Origin of the sequence: Sphingomonas sp. BK481 (assembly GCF_014194875.1) — a bacterium.
Classification (GTDB): Bacteria; Pseudomonadota; Alphaproteobacteria; order Sphingomonadales; family Sphingomonadaceae; genus Sphingomonas; species Sphingomonas aerolata.
Genome location: NZ_JACIAP010000003.1, coordinates 132,524 through 151,563 on the forward strand (window position 1 = coordinate 132,524; position 19,040 = coordinate 151,563).

The 19,040-nt window shown below is 67.2% G+C and carries 14 protein-coding genes; 13 read left to right on the forward strand and 1 reads right to left on the reverse strand.

The genetic code is table 11. The annotated features are described in order from the left end of the window. The first annotated feature begins 13 nt into the window (after positions 1–13). Genes FHY04_RS06900 through FHY04_RS06920 form a run of 5 tightly spaced genes read left to right on the forward strand, consistent with a single transcriptional unit; the run spans position 14 to position 4,879 of the window. On the forward strand, positions 14–925 hold the full coding sequence (locus tag FHY04_RS06900) for a hydroxypyruvate isomerase family protein (RefSeq protein WP_183935943.1): 912 nt from the start codon (positions 14–16) through the stop codon (positions 923–925). A 26-nt stretch (positions 926–951) separates the two neighbouring features. Continuing rightward, complete coding sequence (locus FHY04_RS06905) at positions 952–1,767, forward strand: DUF1080 domain-containing protein (RefSeq protein ID WP_183936164.1); 816 nt, start codon at positions 952–954, stop codon at positions 1,765–1,767. Beyond that, complete coding sequence (locus tag FHY04_RS06910; protein WP_031394100.1) at positions 1,764–2,339, forward strand: gluconate 2-dehydrogenase subunit 3 family protein; 576 nt, start codon at positions 1,764–1,766, stop codon at positions 2,337–2,339. Before FHY04_RS06905 ends, FHY04_RS06910 begins: the two co-directional genes overlap by 4 nt. Further along, positions 2,336–3,181 (forward strand): sugar phosphate isomerase/epimerase, encoded by an 846-nt coding sequence (locus FHY04_RS06915; RefSeq protein WP_183935944.1) that lies wholly within the window; start codon positions 2,336–2,338, stop codon positions 3,179–3,181. Before FHY04_RS06910 ends, FHY04_RS06915 begins: the two co-directional genes overlap by 4 nt. Positions 3,182–3,202: 21 nt before the next feature. Further along, entirely contained in the window at positions 3,203–4,879 is a 1,677-nt protein-coding gene (locus tag FHY04_RS06920) for a GMC family oxidoreductase (RefSeq protein ID WP_031440861.1), read from the forward strand. 57 nt (positions 4,880–4,936) lie between these two features. Here the strand turns inward: FHY04_RS06920 and FHY04_RS06925 are convergent, their stop codons facing one another. Then, positions 4,937–6,022: a LacI family DNA-binding transcriptional regulator gene (locus tag FHY04_RS06925; RefSeq protein ID WP_082451164.1), complete on the reverse strand. Its 1,086-nt coding sequence runs from the start codon at positions 6,020–6,022 to the stop codon at positions 4,937–4,939. A 259-nt stretch (positions 6,023–6,281) separates the two neighbouring features. On the opposite strand from FHY04_RS06925, the gene FHY04_RS06930 reads away from it, so the two are divergent. The 8 genes from FHY04_RS06930 to polA all read left to right on the forward strand — a co-directional run bounded on the left by FHY04_RS06930 (position 6,282) and on the right by polA (position 18,957). Beyond that, positions 6,282–7,454 (forward strand): glycoside hydrolase family 43 protein, encoded by a 1,173-nt coding sequence (locus tag FHY04_RS06930; protein WP_260171375.1) that lies wholly within the window; start codon positions 6,282–6,284, stop codon positions 7,452–7,454. Then, the gene (xylB, locus tag FHY04_RS06935) at positions 7,454–8,899 is read left to right on the forward strand and encodes a xylulokinase (protein ID WP_183935945.1); all 1,446 of its coding nucleotides are present in this window, start codon (positions 7,454–7,456) and stop codon (positions 8,897–8,899) included. The genes FHY04_RS06930 and xylB overlap by 1 nt, the downstream gene beginning before the upstream one ends. A 9-nt stretch (positions 8,900–8,908) precedes the next feature. Next, entirely contained in the window at positions 8,909–10,216 is a 1,308-nt protein-coding gene (xylA, locus tag FHY04_RS06940) for a xylose isomerase (protein ID WP_056406591.1), read from the forward strand. A gap of 380 nt (positions 10,217–10,596) precedes the next feature. Beyond that, entirely contained in the window at positions 10,597–11,865 is a 1,269-nt protein-coding gene (locus FHY04_RS06945; RefSeq protein ID WP_183935946.1) for an arsenic transporter, read from the forward strand. 53 nt (positions 11,866–11,918) lie between these two features. Then, positions 11,919–13,199, forward strand: coding sequence for an MFS transporter (locus tag FHY04_RS06950; RefSeq protein WP_183935947.1), 1,281 nt, complete (start codon positions 11,919–11,921; stop codon positions 13,197–13,199). Positions 13,200–13,300: 101 nt separating this feature from the next. Beyond that, on the forward strand, positions 13,301–14,878 hold the full coding sequence (nadB, locus tag FHY04_RS06955; protein WP_031440868.1) for an L-aspartate oxidase: 1,578 nt from the start codon (positions 13,301–13,303) through the stop codon (positions 14,876–14,878). A 116-nt stretch (positions 14,879–14,994) separates the two neighbouring features. Next, positions 14,995–16,104: a serine hydrolase gene (locus FHY04_RS06960; RefSeq protein WP_183935948.1), complete on the forward strand. Its 1,110-nt coding sequence runs from the start codon at positions 14,995–14,997 to the stop codon at positions 16,102–16,104. A gap of 78 nt (positions 16,105–16,182) precedes the next feature. Continuing rightward, positions 16,183–18,957: a DNA polymerase I gene (gene polA / locus FHY04_RS06965; protein ID WP_183935949.1), complete on the forward strand. Its 2,775-nt coding sequence runs from the start codon at positions 16,183–16,185 to the stop codon at positions 18,955–18,957. Positions 18,958–19,040: the final 83 nt, after the last annotated feature.

Genomic DNA, 19,040 nt, shown 5'->3' on the forward strand with positions numbered 1-19,040 from the left:
GACGGATCCGGCGATGACGCTCTCCCGCCGCACGCTGATCGCGGCCGGCGCCGCGGCGTCGCTGCTCCCCGCGGGTATCGCCGCGCAGCGCCGCGGCACGACCGCCGCCCGCTTCTCGCTCGGCTATGCGCCGCATGAGGGCAGCTTTGCGAGCCGCGGCGGACTGATCGAGCAGATCGCCTTCGCCGCCGACCAGGGCTTCACCGCCTGGGAGGACAATGAGGCCGCGGCCCGCCCCCTCGCCGACCAGGAGCGGATGGCCAAGGCGCTGGCGCAGCGGGGCATGACGATGGGCGTCTTCGTCGCGAGCATGCCAAAATGGGCGAAGTCGCGCCCCTTGCTGGGCGCCAATGACGACGCGGATCGCGAAGGGTTCCTTGCCGATATCCGCGCGTCGATCGCTGTCGCCAAGCGGCTGAACGCAAACCGGATGACGGTCGTCACCGGCTTCATGGACCCGAAACTGCCCGTCGAGATCCAGACGGCGCGCGTGATCGACGTCATGCGACGGGCCGGCGACATCGTCGCGCCGCACGGCATCGCGATGGTGATGGAGCCGCTCAACACGCGCACCAACCATCCCGGCGTCTATATGCAGACGATCGCGCAGGGCTATGCGGTCGCCCGCGGCGCGAACAGCCCCGCGGTCAAGATCCTTGCCGACCTCTACCATGAGCAGATCCAGTCGGGGAATCTGATCCCCACGCTGGACAGCTGCTGGAACGAGATCGGCTATCTCCAGTTCGGCGACAATCCGGGCCGCAACGAGCCGATGACGGGCGAGATCAACTATGCCGCGATCGTCCGCTGGCTGCGCGGCCGGCGCTATGCGGGGGTGATCGGCATGGAACACGGCAATTCGGTGGTGGGACGCGCGGGCGAGGATCGCCTGATCGCCGCCTATCGCGCGATCGACGCGGCATGAGGGGGAAGAGCATGACGAGCTATGTGATGGCGGGGGTCGTCGCGGCGATGGCGCTGACGACAACGGGGTCCGTTGCCGCGCAGGACAAGCCGGGCTTCAAGGACACGCCGATGCTGCCCGGCGGCCAATGGCGTGTCCACGACGCCGACCGCCCTGCGCCCGTCGCCGTCGCGCCGGCCGCCGCCCCCGGCGGTCCGCCCGCCGACGCGATCGTGCTGTTCGACGGCCGTTCGCTCGACGCGTGGAAGCCCGATCGCATCGCCTGGCCGATCGAGAACGGTGCGCTGATAATCCCGTCGCGCGCAAAAAGCGGCGGCGAGAACAATCTCGTCTCGAAACAGAGCTTCGGCGACGTGCAGATGCATCTCGAATTCCGCTCGCCCAATCCGCCGACCAAGAGCTCGCAGGACCGCGGCAACAGCGGCATCTGGTTCATGCAGCGCTACGAGCTGCAGATTCTCGACGGCTATCGGAACCCGACCTATGCCGATGGCACGGTGGGCGGGGTCTATGGCTGGAAGCCGCCGCTGGTGAACCCGGCGCGCAAACCGGGCGAATGGCAGACCTACGACATCGTGTTCGAGCGGCCGCGCTTTGCCGCCGACGGCAGTCTGGTTCGGCCGGCTTACGTGACCGCTTTGCTCAACGGCGTGCTCGTCCAGAATCATCAGGCGATGCTCGGCACGACCAACTGGCGCCATGTCGCACGCTATACCGCGCATCCCGATGCGGCACCGATCCAGCTGCAGGACCATGATTCCCCCGTGGCGTTCCGCAACATCTGGATCCGCCCGCTGACCGATGCGGCAATCGCGCAGGACCTTGGAAAGGACGGTAAATGATCGATCGCAGAACCGCGCTGGCTGGTGTCGCCGGCATGTTCGGCGCAGCGCTCTATGCCCCGATCGCGCGCGCGGCCGGGCTCGTACAGCAGCCGGCGGCCGGTATCCCGCCGATCAGCGAAGGGCCACCGAGCGCGCCGGTCTTCACGCCTGCACAACGTGCACTGATGACCCCGCTCAGCGAGCGCGTCCTGCCGACCACCGATACCCCCGGCGCGATCGCGGCGGACGTCCCGGCCTTTATCGAAAAGCTGCTCGCCGACTGGGCCCGGCCCGAGGACCGCGTGCCGATCATCGCCGGGCTCGACTCGATCGAGGCGCGCTGTCTGCAGGACTATAAGGTCGCCGGCGCCCGGGCGACCGCGGCACAGCACGACGCGCTGCTCACCCTGGCGATGAACGACGGCCTGCCGTCGGGCGGCGCGTTCTTCACCGCATTCCGGCAGCTCGTCATCACCGGTTACTACACGTCCGAAATCGGCATCACGCAGGAACGCGAATATCTGCCGGTCCCCGGCGAATATAACGGTGCCTTCCCCTATTCTCAGGTCAACAAGGTGTATTCCTCATGATCCTCAGCCGTAGAACCCTGCTTACGGGCACCGGTGCGGTGGCGGCGCTCGCGCTGGTCGATCGCTCGATCTCCCCCGCCTCCGCCGCACAGCTCAAGGCGATCGGCCTGCAACTTTATACCGTGCGCGAGCTGTTCGCGAAGGACCCCGTCGCCACGCTCGAGGCGGTTGCGCGGATCGGCTACCGCGAGGTCGAATTCGGCGGTGGCGGGTACGAGACGATGGATCACGCGCTGTTGCGCAAGACCATGGACCGGCTCGGCCTGACCGCACCCTCGGTGCATATCGGCTATGACGCGCTGCTTCAGCGGTTCGAACCGTCGGTGGCAATGGCGAGGACGCTCGGCGCGAAGACCGTCGTGCTGCCGTACATGACCGACGAGCATCGCAACGAACAGGGCTGGAACGCCGCGCTGCCCAATTTCAACCGCTTCGCGACACAGCTGAAGTCGGCGGGGTTCGGTTTTGCGTATCACAACCATGATTTCGAATTCACGGTCCGGCCGGGCGGGGTCAGCCTGTACGACCGGCTGCTCAAGGAAACCGATCCCGCGCTCGTCAAGCTCGAGCTCGATATCTACTGGGCGGCGCATGCGGGCGAGGATCCCGCGGCGCTGATCGACCGGCTGTCCAACCGCCTCTACGCCTATCACGTCAAGGACATGCGGCCCGATCGCAGCATGACCGCGGTCGGCCAGGGCACGCTCGACTTTGCCGCTTTGTTCAAGCGCAAGTCGAGTGCCGGCGTGCAGCATTTCTACGTCGAGAACGACCAGGCGCCCGCGCCCTATCTGCCCGACATCACCACCAGCTTCCGGACGCTGCGCGCACTGCGCTTCTGACCGAGACAGGAGACCAAGACCATGGCCGCAACCAACAGGTTCGACGCGATCGTCATAGGATCGGGCGTGAGCGGCGGGTTCGCTGCGAAGGAACTCACCGAAAAGGGCCTGCGCGTCCTGATGCTCGACCGCGGCGTGATGGTCGAGCACGGCGAAGGCTATGCCTATGACGGCAAGCCCGCCTACGAGGTGCCCGCGCGCAACATCATGCCCCCGGCGCTCGTCAAAAGCGATTATTTCATCGCCAAGCACGGCTATGTCGCACCCAGCAACCGCGCCTTCTACAATGACGACCGGCTGAACCCCTATGCCTATGACGAGGGCAGCAAATTCTACTGGATCCGGCCCGCGGCGGTCGGCGGCAAGTCGCTGATCTGGGGACGCTGGTGCTTCCGGTGGAGCGAGGAGGATTTCGAGGCGAACAAGCGTGACGGAATCGATGGCGACTGGCCGATCCGCTATGGCGACGTCGCGCCCTGGTACAGCTATGTCGAGAAATATATCGGCGTGTCGGGCTCGCGCGAGAACCTGCCCTATCTGCCGGACAGCGAATTCCAGCCGCCCATCCCGATGAACGTCGCGGAAAAGTGGCTGAAGCAGAATCTGGAGAGCCGCTTCCCCGGTCGCAAGCTGATCAACACGCGCCTGTCCAACATGACCGAGGACAAGCCCGAGCAGAACCGGACCAAATGCCAGTTCCGCAACCAGTGCAGCAATGGCTGCTCGTTCGGCGCCTATTTCTCGACCCAGGCAGTGACGCTGCCCGCGGCGCGCGCAACCGGCCGATTGACGCTGCAGTCGGACGCGGTCGTCACCAGCCTCGATTATGATCCCAAGGCCAAGCGCGTGACCGGCGTCCGCTACATCGATACCAAGACCGGCCAGGCGCAGTCGGTCCAGGCCGACCTCGTCTTCCTCTGCGCCTCGGCGATGGCATCGACGCAGATCCTGCTCAATTCGCGTCCGGCGGGCAGCGATCGCAGCCATTTCGACACGAGCGGCACGCTCGGCCGCTATGTGATGGACCACATCTTCCGCGTCGGGGTCGACGGCGAGATCGGCGGGATGCAGGAGTTCATCGAATATGGCCGCCGCCCGGGGGGCGTCTACATCCCGCGTTTCCGCAACATCGGCGGCGACGACGGTGTCGGCTTCAAGCGCGGCTATGGCTATCAGGGCGGTGCCTATCGCACGCCCGCGGCACCCGTCGGGTTCGGCGCATCGATGAAGCACGGGATGCGCAACTATGCGCCGTGGCACTTCAGCATGGGCGCGTTCGGCGAATGTCTGCCCTATGCCGACAACCATGTGTCGCTGCATGCGTCGAAGGTCGACCGGTTCGGCGTGCCGCTGCTCCGGTTCGACGTGCGCTTCCACGACAACGAACTCAAGATGATGGCCGATGCGCGGGCGCAGGGCGAGGCGATGCTCCGCGGTGCCGGGCTGACCAACGTCAAGAGTTCGGAACAGGAGCACGTCCCCGGCGACGCGATCCACGAGATGGGCGGCGCGCGCATGGGGCGCGATCCGCGCACCTCGGTGCTGGACGCGTGGAGCCGCGCGCACGAGGCGACCAACCTGTACGTCACCGACGGCGCGCAGATGGCTTCGGCCTCCTGCGTCAATCCGTCGCTCACCTTCATGGCACTGACCGCACGCGCCGCCGATCACGCGGTGAAGCAGCGCACCCGCGCCTGATCGGCCCCCGCCACCCGTTTATGATATCGCTATCATTAACGGGTGGCACGTAGCGGATCAGTCGACGGAGACCTTGGGCCTGCGCCGCGGTGCCGAGTCGGACTGGCGCCGGATCAGCGTGAAATCGAACGTCTTGTGCCGGTCCTGCGGATCAATCGCCTGCGACCGGCGGATGGTCGAGGCGAGCATTTCGACCGCCGACCGCGCCATGTCCGCGATTGGCTGGTGGATCGTCGTCAATTCGGGCCAGATCGCGGTCGACAGGGTCGTGTCGTCGAACCCGCACACCGTCAGGTCGCCCGGCACGTCGAGCCCGCGCCGATGTGCGACCGCGACCGTCGCGGCGGCCATGTCGTCGTTCGACGAGAAGATCGCCGATGGCTGCTCGGCGAGCCCCAGCAGCGTCTCGGCGGCATCGAGCCCCGATCGGTAGGTGAACAGCCCGTGCGCGATCAGCGACTCGTCGCGTGCGATCCCGGCCTCGTCCAGTGCCGCCGCATAGCCTTCGAGCCGGCGCGCGCTCGACGACAAATTCGGGTTGCCGGTGATGAAGCCGATCCGGCGATGGCCCAGCGCGATGATGTGCCGCGTCATCGTCAGCGCCGCCTCGCGGTCGTCGATGCGGATCGCCAGCATGTCGGGCACGGGCAGACCGCTCGCCAGCGACACGGTCGGGACCTGTGCCGCCGCCAGCAGGTCGAGCACCGCATCCGCCTCGCACAGCGGCGGCGGCAGGATGATGCCATCGATCCCGCCCTCGATCAGGTGACGCGTCACCGCGATCTCGTGCTCGCCCAGGTCGCATTTCTCGATGATGATCTGCACGTCGCTGCGCGCCGCCTGGTCGAGGCTGCCGAGCAGGAACTCGCTGAGAAAGCCCGCGCTCGGGTTGCTGTAGAGCAGGCCGATGCGGACCTGCCCCGCCCCGGCCAGGCTGCGCGCGGCCGGGTTGGGCGCATAGTTCAGCGTCGCGATCGCGTGAGTCACTGCGTCGCGCGTCGCGGCGCGCACATTGCTCGTGCCGTTGATCACGCGCGACACGGTCATCGGCGAGACCCCGGCGAGTCGAGCGACATCGCTGATGGTCGGCGCGCCGCCGGTGCGCCGCGACGTCTTGACGCGGCCGATCGAGGAAGTGTTCATGTACCAACCGTTAGCGCACCCCCTTGACGCGGCAAAGCCCCACGCGATCCGATCCCGAGTCGGCCGTCGTCGTCGGGCTTCGATGGACGACTCGCCCCGTTGCGAGACGCCGGCCGTTCTTTTCATGGGGTATTTTTCGTGCGCGACGATGCGGAACCCCCTTGCTCCGGCGCACGAGAGGGATATGATAGCGCTATCTCCCGCCCCGGCGGAGGACAGGTCTCGTAGAAGACCAGCTCTTAGGAAGGATCATAAGGTCATGCGCCTCCGTTTCCCCATGCCCGCCCGCCGTGCGCGCGCGGTCCCGTTGCTGGCCGCCTCCGCTCTGGTCGTTCCCGTGCTGGCGGGTCTCGCACCCACATTGTTCACGGGCGGGGCCGCGACCGCACAGTCCGCCGCCAAGCCGCAGGGCGAACCGCGCAGCCCCGAGGGCAAGCGCTATTTGTCGCAGCCGCTGGTCACCAGCATCTACACCGCTGACCCGTCCGCGCATGTCTTCAACGGCAAGATCTATGTCTATCCGAGCCACGACATCGACGTGACGACTGCCGACGACGATCTGGGCAACCAATATGCGATGCGCGATTACCGCGTGCTGTCGATGGACCGGATCGGCGGGCCGGTGAAGGTGAACCCCGTCGCGCTCGACGTGAAGGACGTGCCCTGGGCGTCGCAGCAGATGTGGGCGCCCGACGCGGCCTATAAGAACGGCACCTATTATCTGTATTTCCCGGTACGCGACAAACAGCTCGACAAGAACGGGCTCGGCACCTTCCGCATCGGCGTCGCGACCTCGAAGAGCCCGGTCGGCCCGTTCAAGGCGGACCCCAAGCCGATCGCGGGCAGCTTCTCGATGGATCCCGCGGTGTTCACCGACGCGAACGGCGCCAGCTACATGTATTTCGGCGGCATCTGGGGTGGCCAGCTGCAGCGCTGGAAGGACGGCAAGTTCGACCCCAACGGCTCCGACACCGATCTCGGCCAGGACGACCAGCCCGCGCTGTCAGGCAAGATCGCGCGGTTGAACCCCGACATGAAGAGCTTTGCCGAGACGCCGCGCGACGTCCAGATCCTCGACGAGGCCGGCAAGCCCGTCCTTGGCGGCGATCATGAGCGGCGCTTCTTCGAGGCGTCGTGGGTCTTCAAGCGCGGCGGCAAATATTACTACACCTACTCGACCGGCGACACGCACTTCCTGAACTATGCGACCGGCGACAATCCGTACGGGCCGTTCACCTACAAGGGGCATATCCTGAAGCCGGTGCAGGGCTGGACGAGCCACCATTCGATCATCGAGTGGAACAAGAAATGGTGGCTGTTCTATGCGGACACGCAGCTGAGCAACAAGAACCACCTGCGCAACGTCAAGGTGACCGAGCTGAAGTTCGCGCCCGACGGCTCGATCCCCACCATCGATCCGTTCGTCAACTGATGTTCCTCGGGATCGACATCGGCACTTCCGGCGTAAAAGCCGTGGTGCTCGACGAGGCCGGCAGCGTCGTCGGCCAGGGCGTCGCCGCGCTGAGCGTCCAGCGCCCGCATCCGCTCTGGTCCGAACAGGATCCCGATGCGTGGTGGCACGCGACGACCGCCGCGGTCCAGGCCATCGACCCGGCCGTCCGCCGCTCGGTCCGCGGCGTCGGGCTTGCCGGGCAGATGCACGGCGCGACCCTGCTCGACGCCGACGACCGCCCTTTACGCCCCGCGATCCTGTGGAACGACGGCCGCAGCTTTGCTGAGTGCGAAGCGATGGAGCGTGCGGTGCCCGATCTGCGCGCAATCGCGGGCAACATCGCGATGCCGGGCTTCACCGCGCCCAAGCTGCTCTGGGTGCGCGAGCATGAGCCCGAGATCTTCGCAAAGATCGCGACCGTGCTGCTGCCCAAGGACTATGTCCGCCTGCTGATGACCGGCGACAAGGCGTCCGACCTGTCGGACAGCGCAGGGACCCTGTGGCTCGACGTCGCCGCGCGGAGCTGGAGCGACGCGCTGCTGGCCGCGTGCGGACTGACGCAGGCGCAGATGCCACGGCTGTACGAAGGCTCCGAGATCACCGGCACGCTGACCGCCGAGGTCGCCGAACTCTGGGGCATGCCGCCGGTCCCCGTCGCGGCGGGGGGCGGCGACAATGCCGCGGGTGCGGTCGGCGTCGGCGTGGTCGCGGACGGCGACGCATTGCTCTCGCTCGGCACCTCGGGCGTGATCTTCGTCGCGACGAAGGAGTTCCGTCCCAACGCCGATAGCGCGGTCCATGCCTTCTGCCACGCGCTGCCGGGCATGTGGCACCAGATGTCGGTCCATCTGTCGGCTGCGTCGTGCATCGACTGGGTCGCGAGAATCACCGGCGCGACCGGCCCGGCCGACCTGTTCGCACGCGCGGAAGCCGCTGGTCCCGCCAGCGGCCCCGAGATCTTCCTCCCCTATCTGTCGGGCGAGCGTACGCCGCACAATGATGCCGAAGTCCGCGGCGCGTTCCTCCGGCTCGACAACGACACCGATGCCGGCCGTCTGTCGCAGGCGGTGCTCGAGGGCGTCGCCTTCGCGCTCGCCGACGGGCTCGACGTGCTGCGTGCGGCGGGTACGACGGTCGAACGCCTCGCGGTCATCGGCGGCGGCGCGCGCTCGCGCTACTGGGGCGCAGTGCTCGCCGCGGCGATGGAGGTCGAACTCGTCTATCTCCAGGGCGGCGAGGTCGGCCCCGCGCTCGGCGCCGCGCGGCTCGCGCAGCTTGGTGTCGATGGCGGCGATCCCGCGACCGTCTGCGTCGCACCGCCCGTGTCGCACCGCATCGCCCCCGACCCCGCCCTCGTCGCCGCGCTCGCCGAGAAAAAGGCGGCGTTCCGCCAGGCCTATTCCCGTATCACCCCAAAGTCATAGGAATCCCCGATGTCCGACTTCTTCGCCGATATCCCCCAGATCAAATATGAGGGCCCCGACAGCAGCAACGAGCTCGCCTATCGCTATTACGACAAGAGCAAGGTCGTGCTCGGCAAGACGATGGAGGAGCATCTGCGCTTCGCCGCGTGCTTCTGGCACACCTTCTGCTGGCCGGGGTCGGACGTGTTCGGCGGCGGCACGTTCAACCGCCCCTGGCATGCCGGCGCCAACGACTCGGCCGCCGCGGCGCACAAGCGCGAGGTCGCGTTCGACTTCTTCAAGAAGCTCGACGTGCCCTATTATTGCTTCCACGACGTCGACGTCATGGCGGATGCCGCCAACGTGACCGAGCATCGCCGCTTCTTCGCCGAAGCCGTCGACCATCTCGAACAGCTCCAGGCCGCGTCGGGCCGCAAGCTCCTCTGGGGCACCGCCAACGCGTTCAGCCATCCGCGCTATGCGGCCGGCGCGTCGACCAACCCCGATCCCGAAGTCTATGCCTTTGCCGCGCTGCAGGTCCGCGACGCGCTCGAGGCGACGCATCGCCTCGGCGGCCAGAACTACGTGCTGTGGGGCGGTCGCGAAGGCTATGAGACGCTGCTCAACACCGACATGAAGCGCGAACTCGACAATTTCGGCCGCTTCCTGAGCCTCGTCGTCGAGCACAAGCACAAGATCGGCTTCACCGGCACGATCCTGATCGAACCCAAGCCGCACGAGCCGACCAAGCATCAGTACGACTTCGACACCGCAACGGTGTACGGCTTCCTCAAGCGCTACGGGCTCGAGAATGAGGTGCGCGTCAACATCGAGGCGAACCACGCCACGCTGTCGGGGCATACCTTCGAACACGAGATCGCGACCGCCAACGCGCTCGGCATCTTCGGGTCGATCGACGCCAATCGCGGCGATCCGCAGAATGGCTGGGATACCGACCAGTTCCCCAATTCGGTCGAGGAACTGACGCTGGCGATGGTCGAGATCCTGCGCGGCGGCGGCTTCACCACCGGCGGCTTCAACTTCGACGCCAAGGTCCGGCGCCAGAGCATGGACGCGGCCGACCTGTTCTACGGCCATGTCGGCGGCATCGACGTCGTCGCGAAGGGGCTGCTCGCCGCTGCCGCGATCATCGAGGATGGTCGGGTCGATGCGATCAAGGCCAAGCGCTATGCCGGCTGGGACGGTGACTTCGGCAGCACGATCGGCGGGCTCGATCTGGCCGGCATCGCCGATCTCGCGGTCGAGCGCGACATCGATCCGAAGCCGGTTTCGGGCCAGCAGGAACGCCTCGAAAACCTGATCAACCGCTTCCTCTGATCGACCCGCGACGCCGGGGCCACGTCCTGACGGACGGGCCCCGGCCTTACCGCCGCTCGCCGCCCAGCCGCTGCAATCAAGCCGCTGAGAACGGGCGATAAACCCGTTGATCCGGGTCCGATTGCCACATGAACGATTTGTCACGATCGCGGCGGGGTCCTTTGCCCCTACTGCTGTGTTGTCGCGCCTGACACCAGTTGTCCGCAAGTCATGTCAGGGGCCGGATCGATGCGTAACACAATCATTAGGGCAACAACACTTCCCGATCACGCCGCCTAGTCTGAAAGGACCATGGCGAGGACCAGGGTGATGACCGGCTATGCTGGTCATTGTGGCGATAATGACTGCCGTGTCGCGCCGGATCGGTGCCGCAGCGGAAAATGCGACGGACACAGCGCGTGACCCCCGGGATTGGCCTGACCTGGGCGATCTGCGCGGCGGCGACGGCCGGGGTGATCACGCGCCCGTTCCGCCTGCCCGAGGCGGTGTGGGCGGTCGCGGGCGCGGTCGCGTTGCTCGCGCTGGGTCTGTTGCCGGTCGCCGCGGGGCTGACCGCGGTCGGCAAGGGCATGGACGTCTATCTCTTCCTGATCGGCATGATGCTGCTCAGCGAGACCGCGCGCCAGCAGGGCCTGTTCGACTGGATCGCCGCGACCGCCGCGCGCGGTGCACAGGGGTCGCCCGTCCGCCTGTTCGCGCTCGTCTATGTCACCGGGATCGTCACCACGACCTTTCTGTCGAACGACGCCACCGCGGTGGTGCTCACGCCCGCCGTCTATGCCGCCGCGCGCAAGGCGAAGGCGGATCCGCTGCCGTTGCTGTTCGCCTGCGCGCTCATCGCCAACGCGGCAAGCTTCGTGCTGCCCATCTCCAATCCGGCGAACCTCGTGCTCTATGGCGGCACGATGCCCCCGCTCGGCCAGTGGTTCGCGTCGTTCGCGCTGCCATCGGTCGCGGCGATCGTCGTGACCTATGTCGCGCTCCGCTGGACCGAGCGTGCACGACTCGTCGGGCAATGCGAGACGGAGATCGCGCGCACGCCGCTGACCATCGGCGGCAAGGCGGCGCTGGCGGGGATCGTCGTCACGGCGGTCGTGCTGCTGCTGGCCTCGGCATTCGACGTGCAACTCGGGCTGCCGACCTGCATCGCCGGGGTCGCGACGACGCTCGCCATCTGCCTGCTGGTACGCATGTCACCCCTCATGGTCGTGCGCGACGTGTCGTGGAGCGTGCTGCCGCTCGTCGCCGGGCTGTTCGTACTGGTCGAGGCGCTCGATCATAGCGGCGTCATCGGCCACGTCGCGGCGTGGTTGCGTGCAGAGGCCGCCGATCCGGCACGCGCGGCGATGACCGCGGGGACAGCGCTCGCCTTCGGGTCTAACCTAGTCAACAATCTTCCCGCCGGGTTGATCGCGAGCACCGCGGTCGCGCAGGCGCAGCCGCCGCGCGTCGTCGTCGACGCCCTGCTGATCGGCGTCGATCTCGGCCCCAACCTGTCGATCACCGGGTCGCTCGCGACGATCCTGTGGCTCCAGGCGATCCGCCGCGAAGGCCTTGATGTCGGGTTCCTGCGCTTCCTGAAGGTCGGCGCGGTGACGATGATTCCCGCGCTTGCCGCCGCGCTCGGCACGCGTCTGCTGATCGGCTGACCCTCGACGCTCCCCTCTGCCCGCCCCCTCTTTTCCAGGACCAAGGACCGACCATGGCGACCCTCTCCGCTTCCCTGCCCTCCCGCCACCCCCCCGGCGGCAAAGCTCCGCACCGTCATGCGCCGGCGGGACGCACGCTCGACGCGCTCAACTTCTTCCTCGCCGACGTGCGCGACGGGCTCGGGCCCTATCTCGCCATCTATCTGGTCGCGGTCCGCGGTCCTGCGCATGGCTGGAACGAGGCGACGGTCGGGCTGGTCCTGACGATCGCCGGGATCGTCGGCCTAATCGCGCAGACGCCCGCCGGCAGTCTGATCGACAAGAGCCGCAACAAGCCGCGGATCGTCATGGTGGCAGCGTTGCTGGTGACGTTGGCCAGCGTGTCGCTGCCGTTCGTTACGGGCTTCACCGTGGTGACCATCACCCAGTCGGTCGCCGCCGTCGCCGGCGCGATCTTCGCCCCCGCGATCTCGGCGATCACGCTCGGTCTGGTCGGGCCGAAGATGTTCGCCAAGCGGGTCGGCCGTAACGAGGCGTTCAACCATGCCGGCAACGCGGTGTCCGCCGGGCTCGCGGGCGTGCTCGCCTGGACGTTCGGACCGGTCGTGGTCTTCTGGCTGATGGGCGCGCTGACCGTCGCCAGCATCGTCACCGCGACGCGGCTCCACAACGACGATATCGACAATGCCGTCGCGCGTGGCCTCGACTGCGAGCCCGATGCAAACTGCGACGAGCCGAGCGGCTGGAAGACGCTGATCGAGAACCGGCCGCTGATGACCTTTGCGGTGATCGCGTTCCTCTTCCATCTGGCGAATGCCGCGATGCTGACCTCGGTCAGCCAGCTGCTCGCGCGCACCGTCGGCAAGGATCAGGCGACGTCGCTGACCGCCGCGTGCATCGTCGCGGCACAGCTCGTGATGGTGCCCGTCGCGATCTTCGTTGGTCGCCATGCCGAACGGCTCGGCACAAAGCCGCTGTTCCTCGTCGCCTTCGGATTCCTCGCCGCGCGCGGCGCGCTCTACACGCTGTCCGACGACCCCTATTGGCTGGTCGGCGTGCAGGCACTGGACGGCGTCGGCGCGGGCATTTTCGGTGCCCTGTTCCCCGTCGTGATCGCCGACCTGACCGAGGGCAGCGGCCGGTTCAACGTCAGTCAGGGCGCGGTCGCGACGACGCAAGGGCTTGGCGCAGCGCTGTCGGCGACGCTGGCGGGATCGATCATCGTCTGGGCAGGCTATAGCGCGAACTTCCTCACGCTCGCGGCGATCGCGGGGGCCGGGTTCCTGCTCTATCTGGTCGCTATGCCCGAGACGAAGAAACGCGCGCGCGGATAAGTCCGGGCGATCGATCGGAACACCCCCTGTCCTGTGGTCTCACTTTCGTGCAACAGCAGGACCCCGCATTACCCTGTCCCCTGCCCCGGATCCCGAGCCGCATGACCAGCGACATTCTCATCATCGGTTCCGGCGCGGCCGGGCTGACCGCGGCGCTCACCCTCGCCGACCGTTTCACCGTCACCGTGCTTGCCAAGGGGGCGCTGAACGAAGGGTCGACCGCCTGGGCACAGGGCGGGATCGCCGCGGTACTCGAACCCGGCGACACGTTCGAGAATCATGTCGAGGACACGATGGTCGCCGGCGCCGGGCTGAACGATCGCGGGATCGTCGAGATGGTGGTCGAGGGCGCGCCGGCCGCGATCGAACGGCTCACCCATCTCGGCGTGCCATTCGAGACCGAGGGGAACGCGCTGCACCTGACGCGCGAGGGCGGCCACAGCCATCGGCGGATCGTCCATGTCGCCGACGCGACCGGCTGGGCGGTGCAGGAGGCGCTGCAGAGGGCCGCCGAGGCGCATCCCAACATAACGCTGGTCCCCGACCAGGTCGCGATCGACCTCGCCACCGGGCGGCACGAGATGCGCTATTCAGGCGCGGGCCGGGTCTGGGGCGTCTATGCGGTCGACCGCGGCACCGGTCGCGTCGCGCTCTACACGGCGCGCGCGACGATCCTCGCGACCGGGGGTGCGGGCCGCACCTATCTGTTCTCGACCGCGCCACGCGGCGCGACGGGCGACGGCATCGCGATGGCCTGGCGCGCGGGCGCGCGCGTGTCGAACATGGAGATGATGCAGTTCCACCCGACCTGCCTCTACAATCTGGAGGTCAAGAATTTCCTGATCACCGAGGCGGTGCGCGGCGAAGGCGGGCGGCTGATCAACCCGACCACCGGCAAGCGTTTCATGACCTATTATGATCCCGTCCGGATGGAGCTGGCGCCGCGCGATATCGTCGCGCGCGCGATCGACGCCGAGATCAAGCGCTACGGGCTCGATTACGTCCATCTCGATATCAGCCACATGCCCGCCGACTTCATCCGGCATCATTTTCCGAACATTCACGAAAAGCTGCTGACGGTCGGGATCGACATGACGACGCAGCCGATCCCCGTCGTCCCTGCCCAGCATTACACCTGTGGCGGGATCGTCGTCGACGAGCATGGCAAGACCGACCTGCCCGGGCTCTACGCGGCGGGCGAATGCACCGAATCGGGGCTGCACGGCGCGAACCGGCTGGCGTCCAACTCGCTGCTCGAATGCTTCGTGTTCGGCGAGGCCGCGGCGGACAGCATCGCCGCCGATTGGGACAGCCTGCCCCCGCCGCCGCCGATCCGCCCCTGGGATGAGAGCCGCGTCACCGATTCGGACGAGGAAGTGGTCATCAAGCAGACCTGGACCGAGATCCGCCGCTTCATGTGGAATTATGTCGGCATCGTCCGCACGACCAAAAGGCTCGAACGCGCGCAGCACCGGATCGCGATGCTGAACGAGGAGGTCGCCGAATATTACCAGCATTTCCGCGTCACGCCCGACCTGATCGAACTGCGCAACCTGCTTCAGACCGCCGAACTGATCGTCCGCTCGGCGCTACATCGTCACGAAAGCCGTGGCCTGCACTACACGCTCGATTATCCGCAGATGCTGCCGGAGGCTGTCGATACGGTCCTGACGCCCTGACGTTCCACATCCCGGCGCGCCGTGCGTGCAGTTCGTCGCAGCCGGGCGCGCGGGGCGTATCGCGGCGATCCGGACCGTATCAGGATCGTAGCGCTATCGCAGGATATCCGACACCCATGGCAATTGGCAGGTTCGCGCGTCTTTTCGTGACCGGCGGCATCGCGCTCGCGCTGACCGGCTGTGGCTCGACGTCACGCCCCGGGGCGACCGGCGCCGCGCCGCAGGCCGATGGAACTGCCAGCGTATCGATCCCGGTCCCATTGCCCACCGCACGCCCCATCCGTGCCGCCCCCGCATCTCTCGTCGCGGCCGTCACTGCGCTGCACCATGATTTTGCGGGCAAGGCGGGGATCGCGATCCGCGCGGTGGACGAGGGCTGGACGGTCGAGGCAGGCGGACGCCAGCGCCTGCCGCAGCAATCGGTCAGCAAGCTCTGGGTCGCGATCACGCTGCTCGACCTGCGCGACCAGGGCAAGGCGAAGCTCGAGGATCCGGTCGTCGTCCGCGCGGAGGATCTGACGCTGTTCCATCAGCCGATCGCGATGCTCGTCACCGGCGACGGCTATCACACCACCGTCGGCGAATTGCTCAGGCGTGCGCTGACGCATAGCGACAATACCGCGAACGACCGGCTGCTGAGCTATGTCGGCGGCCCGCGCGCGGTGCGCGGCATGATCCTGCGCAAACAGCTGGGCGAGATCCGCTTCGGTCCGGGCGAGCGGCTGTTGCAAAGCGGGACGGCGGGGCTCGTCTGGCAGCCCGCCTATGCGCTCGGCAACGCGTTTGCGGTCGCCCGCGCACGGCTCGATCCGCAGATCCGCGCCGCCGCACTCGACGCCTATGTCGCCAATCCGCCCGATGGCGCCGCGCCGATCGCGATCGCGGACGCGCTGGCCCGGCTCGCGCGGGGCGAATTGCTCAGCGCCAGCTCGACCCAGGTGCTGCTCGACACGATGGGCGCGTCGGTCACCGGCCGCGCGCGGTTGCGCGCCGCGCTGCCCGCGGGGTGGCGGATCGCGCACAAGACCGGCACCGGCCAGGATCTCGGTCCCCGCAACGCCGGCTTCAACGATGTCGGACTTCTCACCGCACCCGACGGCAAGCGCTATGCGATCGCGGTGATGATCGGCGACACGCTGCGGCCGATCCGCGAACGCCAGATGCTGATCCAGGCGGTCGCTGCCGCGGTTGCCGCGCATGCCGGTGGCGCCCGCCCGTCGATCTGAGATTTTCCTCACACCTGATACCCAACAACCACGCTTCGCCCATTGGTCCGCGCGCGCGCATCCGCTAGACCGCGCGCGATGCCCCATCTCTATCTCGTCGACGGCTCCGGCTATATCTTCCGCGCCTATCACCGGCTGCCGCCGCTTACCAACAAGGATGGCGAGCCGGTTGGCGCGGTGTACGGCTATACCACCATGTTGTGGAAGCTCGCCGATGAGGTCCACGCCGCCGACGGCCCGACGCACATGGCGGTCATTCTCGACAAGTCGTCGAAGACGTTCCGCAACGATCTCTACGACAAGTACAAGGCACAGCGTCCGCCCCCGCCCGAGGATCTCGTTCCCCAGTTCCCGATGATCCGCGACGCAACGCGCGCCTTCTCGCTGCCGTGCATCGAGACCGAGGGGCTCGAGGCGGACGACATCATCGCCTGTTATTCGAAGGCTGCGCTGGCGCAGGGCTGGTCGGTCACGATCGTCTCGTCGGACAAGGACCTGATGCAGCTGATCGAGCCCGGGCTCGACATGTACGACACGATGAACAACCGCCGGCTGGGCGCGGAGCATGTCGCGGAGAAATTCCACGGCGTCACCCCGGCGCAGCTCGGCGACGTGCTCGCGCTGATGGGCGACAGCGTCGACAATGTGCCGGGCGTTCCCGGCGTCGGCCCGAAAACCGCCGCCAAGCTGATCCTCGAGCATGGCGATCTCGAATCGGTGCTCGCCGCCGCCGAGGGCATGAAGAAGGGCAAGCTGCGCGACAATCTGATCGAGCATGCCGAGATGGCGCGGCTGTCGAAGGTGCTGGTCACGCTCAGATGCGACGTCGCGCTGCCCGAGCCGCTCGAGGATCTCGAGCTCAAGGGCATTCCCGACGCCCCCTTGCGCGCGTTCCTCGATCATCACGGCTTCAAGTCGCTGATCGCCAAATTGTCGGCCGTCGCCGAAGCACCGGTCGCCGAGTCGACCGTCGTCGCTGACATGGACGCGGACGAGCCGTGCAAGCATGACGATTACGAGACCGTCGTCGACGAGGCGGCGCTCGACCGCTGGATCACGCTGGCGAAGCATCAGGGCTGGATCGCGATCGACACCGAGACGACCGGGATCGACGCGACGCGCGCCGACCTGGTCGGGATCAGCCTGGCGCTGCATCCGAACCTCGCCTGCTACGTGCCTATCGCGCATGGCGGCACCGATTTGCTCGCGGAAAACCCGGTCCAGATCGACCGCGCGGTCGTGCTGGCGAAGATGAAGCCGTTGCTGGAGGATCCGAGCATCCTCAAGATCGGCCATAATCTGAAATACGACATGATCGTGCTGGCCCGCGCCTATGCCGCCACCGGTGGCGTGACGATCGCGCCGTTCGACGACACGATCCTGATGAGCTTCGACCTCGACGCGGGGCTTCACGGACACGGCATGGACGAGCTCGCCGCGACGCACCTCTCGCACACCTGCATCGCGTTCAAGGACGTGGTCGGCACCGGCAAGTCGCAGCGCAGCTTCAACGAAATCGACCTCAAGGCCGCGACCCATTACGCCGCCGAGGACGCCGACGTGACGCTGCGCCTGTGGCGGCGGTTCAAGCGCCGCCTGCCCGCCGAGGGTTCGACGCGGGTCTACGAGATGGTCGACCGCCCGCTCGTCCCCGTCATCGCGCAGATGGAGATGCACGGGATCAAGGTCGACGCCGCGAAGCTGTCGAAGCTGTCGACCGAGTTCGCCGCACAGATGGCGAGCCTCGAGACCGAGATTCACGCGCTCGCCGGCGCGCCGTTCACGATCGGCAGCCCCAAGCAACTCGGCGACGTGCTGTTCGAGAAGATGGGCATCAAAGGCGGCCGCAAGGGCAAGTCCGGGGTCTATTCGACCGACGTCACCGAACTCGAACGCATCGCCGCCGACAAGGATTCGCCCGGCGCGGTGATCGCGCGCAAGGTGCTTGACTGGCGCCAGCTGTCGAAACTGAAATCGACCTATACCGACGCGTTGCAGGCGCAGATCAACCCCGCGACGGGTCGCGTCCACACCTCCTACTCGCTGACCGGCGCACAGACCGGGCGGCTGTCGTCGACCGATCCCAACCTGCAGAACATCCCGATCCGCACCGAGATCGGCCGCCAGATCCGTGACGCGTTCGTGGCGGAGCCCGGCAACGTGATCCTCGCCGCCGACTACTCGCAGATCGAACTGCGACTGGCCGCGCACATGGCGAACGTCCCCGCGCTGAAGCAGGCGTTCGCGAACAGCGACGACATCCACAGCCTGACTGCGCAGGAGCTGTTCGGCGAGGTCAACCGCGACACGCGCGGTCGCGCCAAGACGATCAACTTCGCGATCCTCTACGGCATTTCGCGCTGGGGGCTCGCCGGCCGGCTCGACGTGTCCGCGGACGAAGCGCAGGCAATGATCGACCGCTATTTCGATCGCTTCCCCGGCATCTCCAGCTACATCGTCGACACCACCGAAAGCGTCCGCGCGACCGGGTTCACGACGACGCTGTTCGGCCGCAAGACGCATTTCCCGCGGATCCGCTCGAAGATCCAGCACGAACGCCAGGGCGCCGAGCGTGCCGCGATCAACGCGCCGATCCAGGGGACGAGCGCCGACATCATCAAGCGCGCGATGGTCCGGATGGGGCCGGCGCTGCTCGAAGCCGGGCTGCCGAACGTGCGCATGCTGCTTCAGGTCCACGACGAACTCGTGTTCGAACTGCCCGAAGGCGATGTCGAGGCGGCCAAGCCCGTCATCGAACGTGTGATGGCGTCCGCGGCCGAGCCGGCGGTGACGCTCGACGTGCCGCTGGGGATCGAGATCGGCACCGGCCTGAGCTGGGGCGCAGCGCATTGATCGCGCAGGGCGGCAGCCGGCCACGCCCGGCTGACTCGCACAAGCGCGGCCGGCGGAGCGTTCGCTCCGACCGACGACGCGGC

What these genes read in the sequence shown, in the direction of transcription:
- FHY04_RS06900 (WP_183935943.1), top strand. Translation starts at nt 14, where the DNA reads ATGACGCTCTCCCGCCGCACGCTGATCGCGGCCGGCGCCGCGGCGTCG.
- FHY04_RS06905 (WP_183936164.1), top strand. Translation starts at nt 952, where the DNA reads ATGGCGGGGGTCGTCGCGGCGATGGCGCTGACGACAACGGGGTCCGTT.
- FHY04_RS06910 (WP_031394100.1), top strand. Translation starts at nt 1,764, where the DNA reads ATGATCGATCGCAGAACCGCGCTGGCTGGTGTCGCCGGCATGTTCGGC.
- FHY04_RS06915 (WP_183935944.1), top strand. Translation starts at nt 2,336, where the DNA reads ATGATCCTCAGCCGTAGAACCCTGCTTACGGGCACCGGTGCGGTGGCG.
- FHY04_RS06920 (WP_031440861.1), top strand. Translation starts at nt 3,203, where the DNA reads ATGGCCGCAACCAACAGGTTCGACGCGATCGTCATAGGATCGGGCGTG.
- FHY04_RS06925 (WP_082451164.1), bottom strand. Translation starts at nt 6,022, where the DNA reads ATGAACACTTCCTCGATCGGCCGCGTCAAGACGTCGCGGCGCACCGGC.
- FHY04_RS06930 (WP_260171375.1), top strand. Translation starts at nt 6,282, where the DNA reads ATGCGCCTCCGTTTCCCCATGCCCGCCCGCCGTGCGCGCGCGGTCCCG.
- xylB (WP_183935945.1), top strand. Translation starts at nt 7,454, where the DNA reads ATGTTCCTCGGGATCGACATCGGCACTTCCGGCGTAAAAGCCGTGGTG.
- xylA (WP_056406591.1), top strand. Translation starts at nt 8,909, where the DNA reads ATGTCCGACTTCTTCGCCGATATCCCCCAGATCAAATATGAGGGCCCC.
- FHY04_RS06945 (WP_183935946.1), top strand. Translation starts at nt 10,597, where the DNA reads ATGCGACGGACACAGCGCGTGACCCCCGGGATTGGCCTGACCTGGGCG.
- FHY04_RS06950 (WP_183935947.1), top strand. Translation starts at nt 11,919, where the DNA reads ATGGCGACCCTCTCCGCTTCCCTGCCCTCCCGCCACCCCCCCGGCGGC.
- nadB (WP_031440868.1), top strand. Translation starts at nt 13,301, where the DNA reads ATGACCAGCGACATTCTCATCATCGGTTCCGGCGCGGCCGGGCTGACC.
- FHY04_RS06960 (WP_183935948.1), top strand. Translation starts at nt 14,995, where the DNA reads ATGGCAATTGGCAGGTTCGCGCGTCTTTTCGTGACCGGCGGCATCGCG.
- polA (WP_183935949.1), top strand. Translation starts at nt 16,183, where the DNA reads ATGCCCCATCTCTATCTCGTCGACGGCTCCGGCTATATCTTCCGCGCC.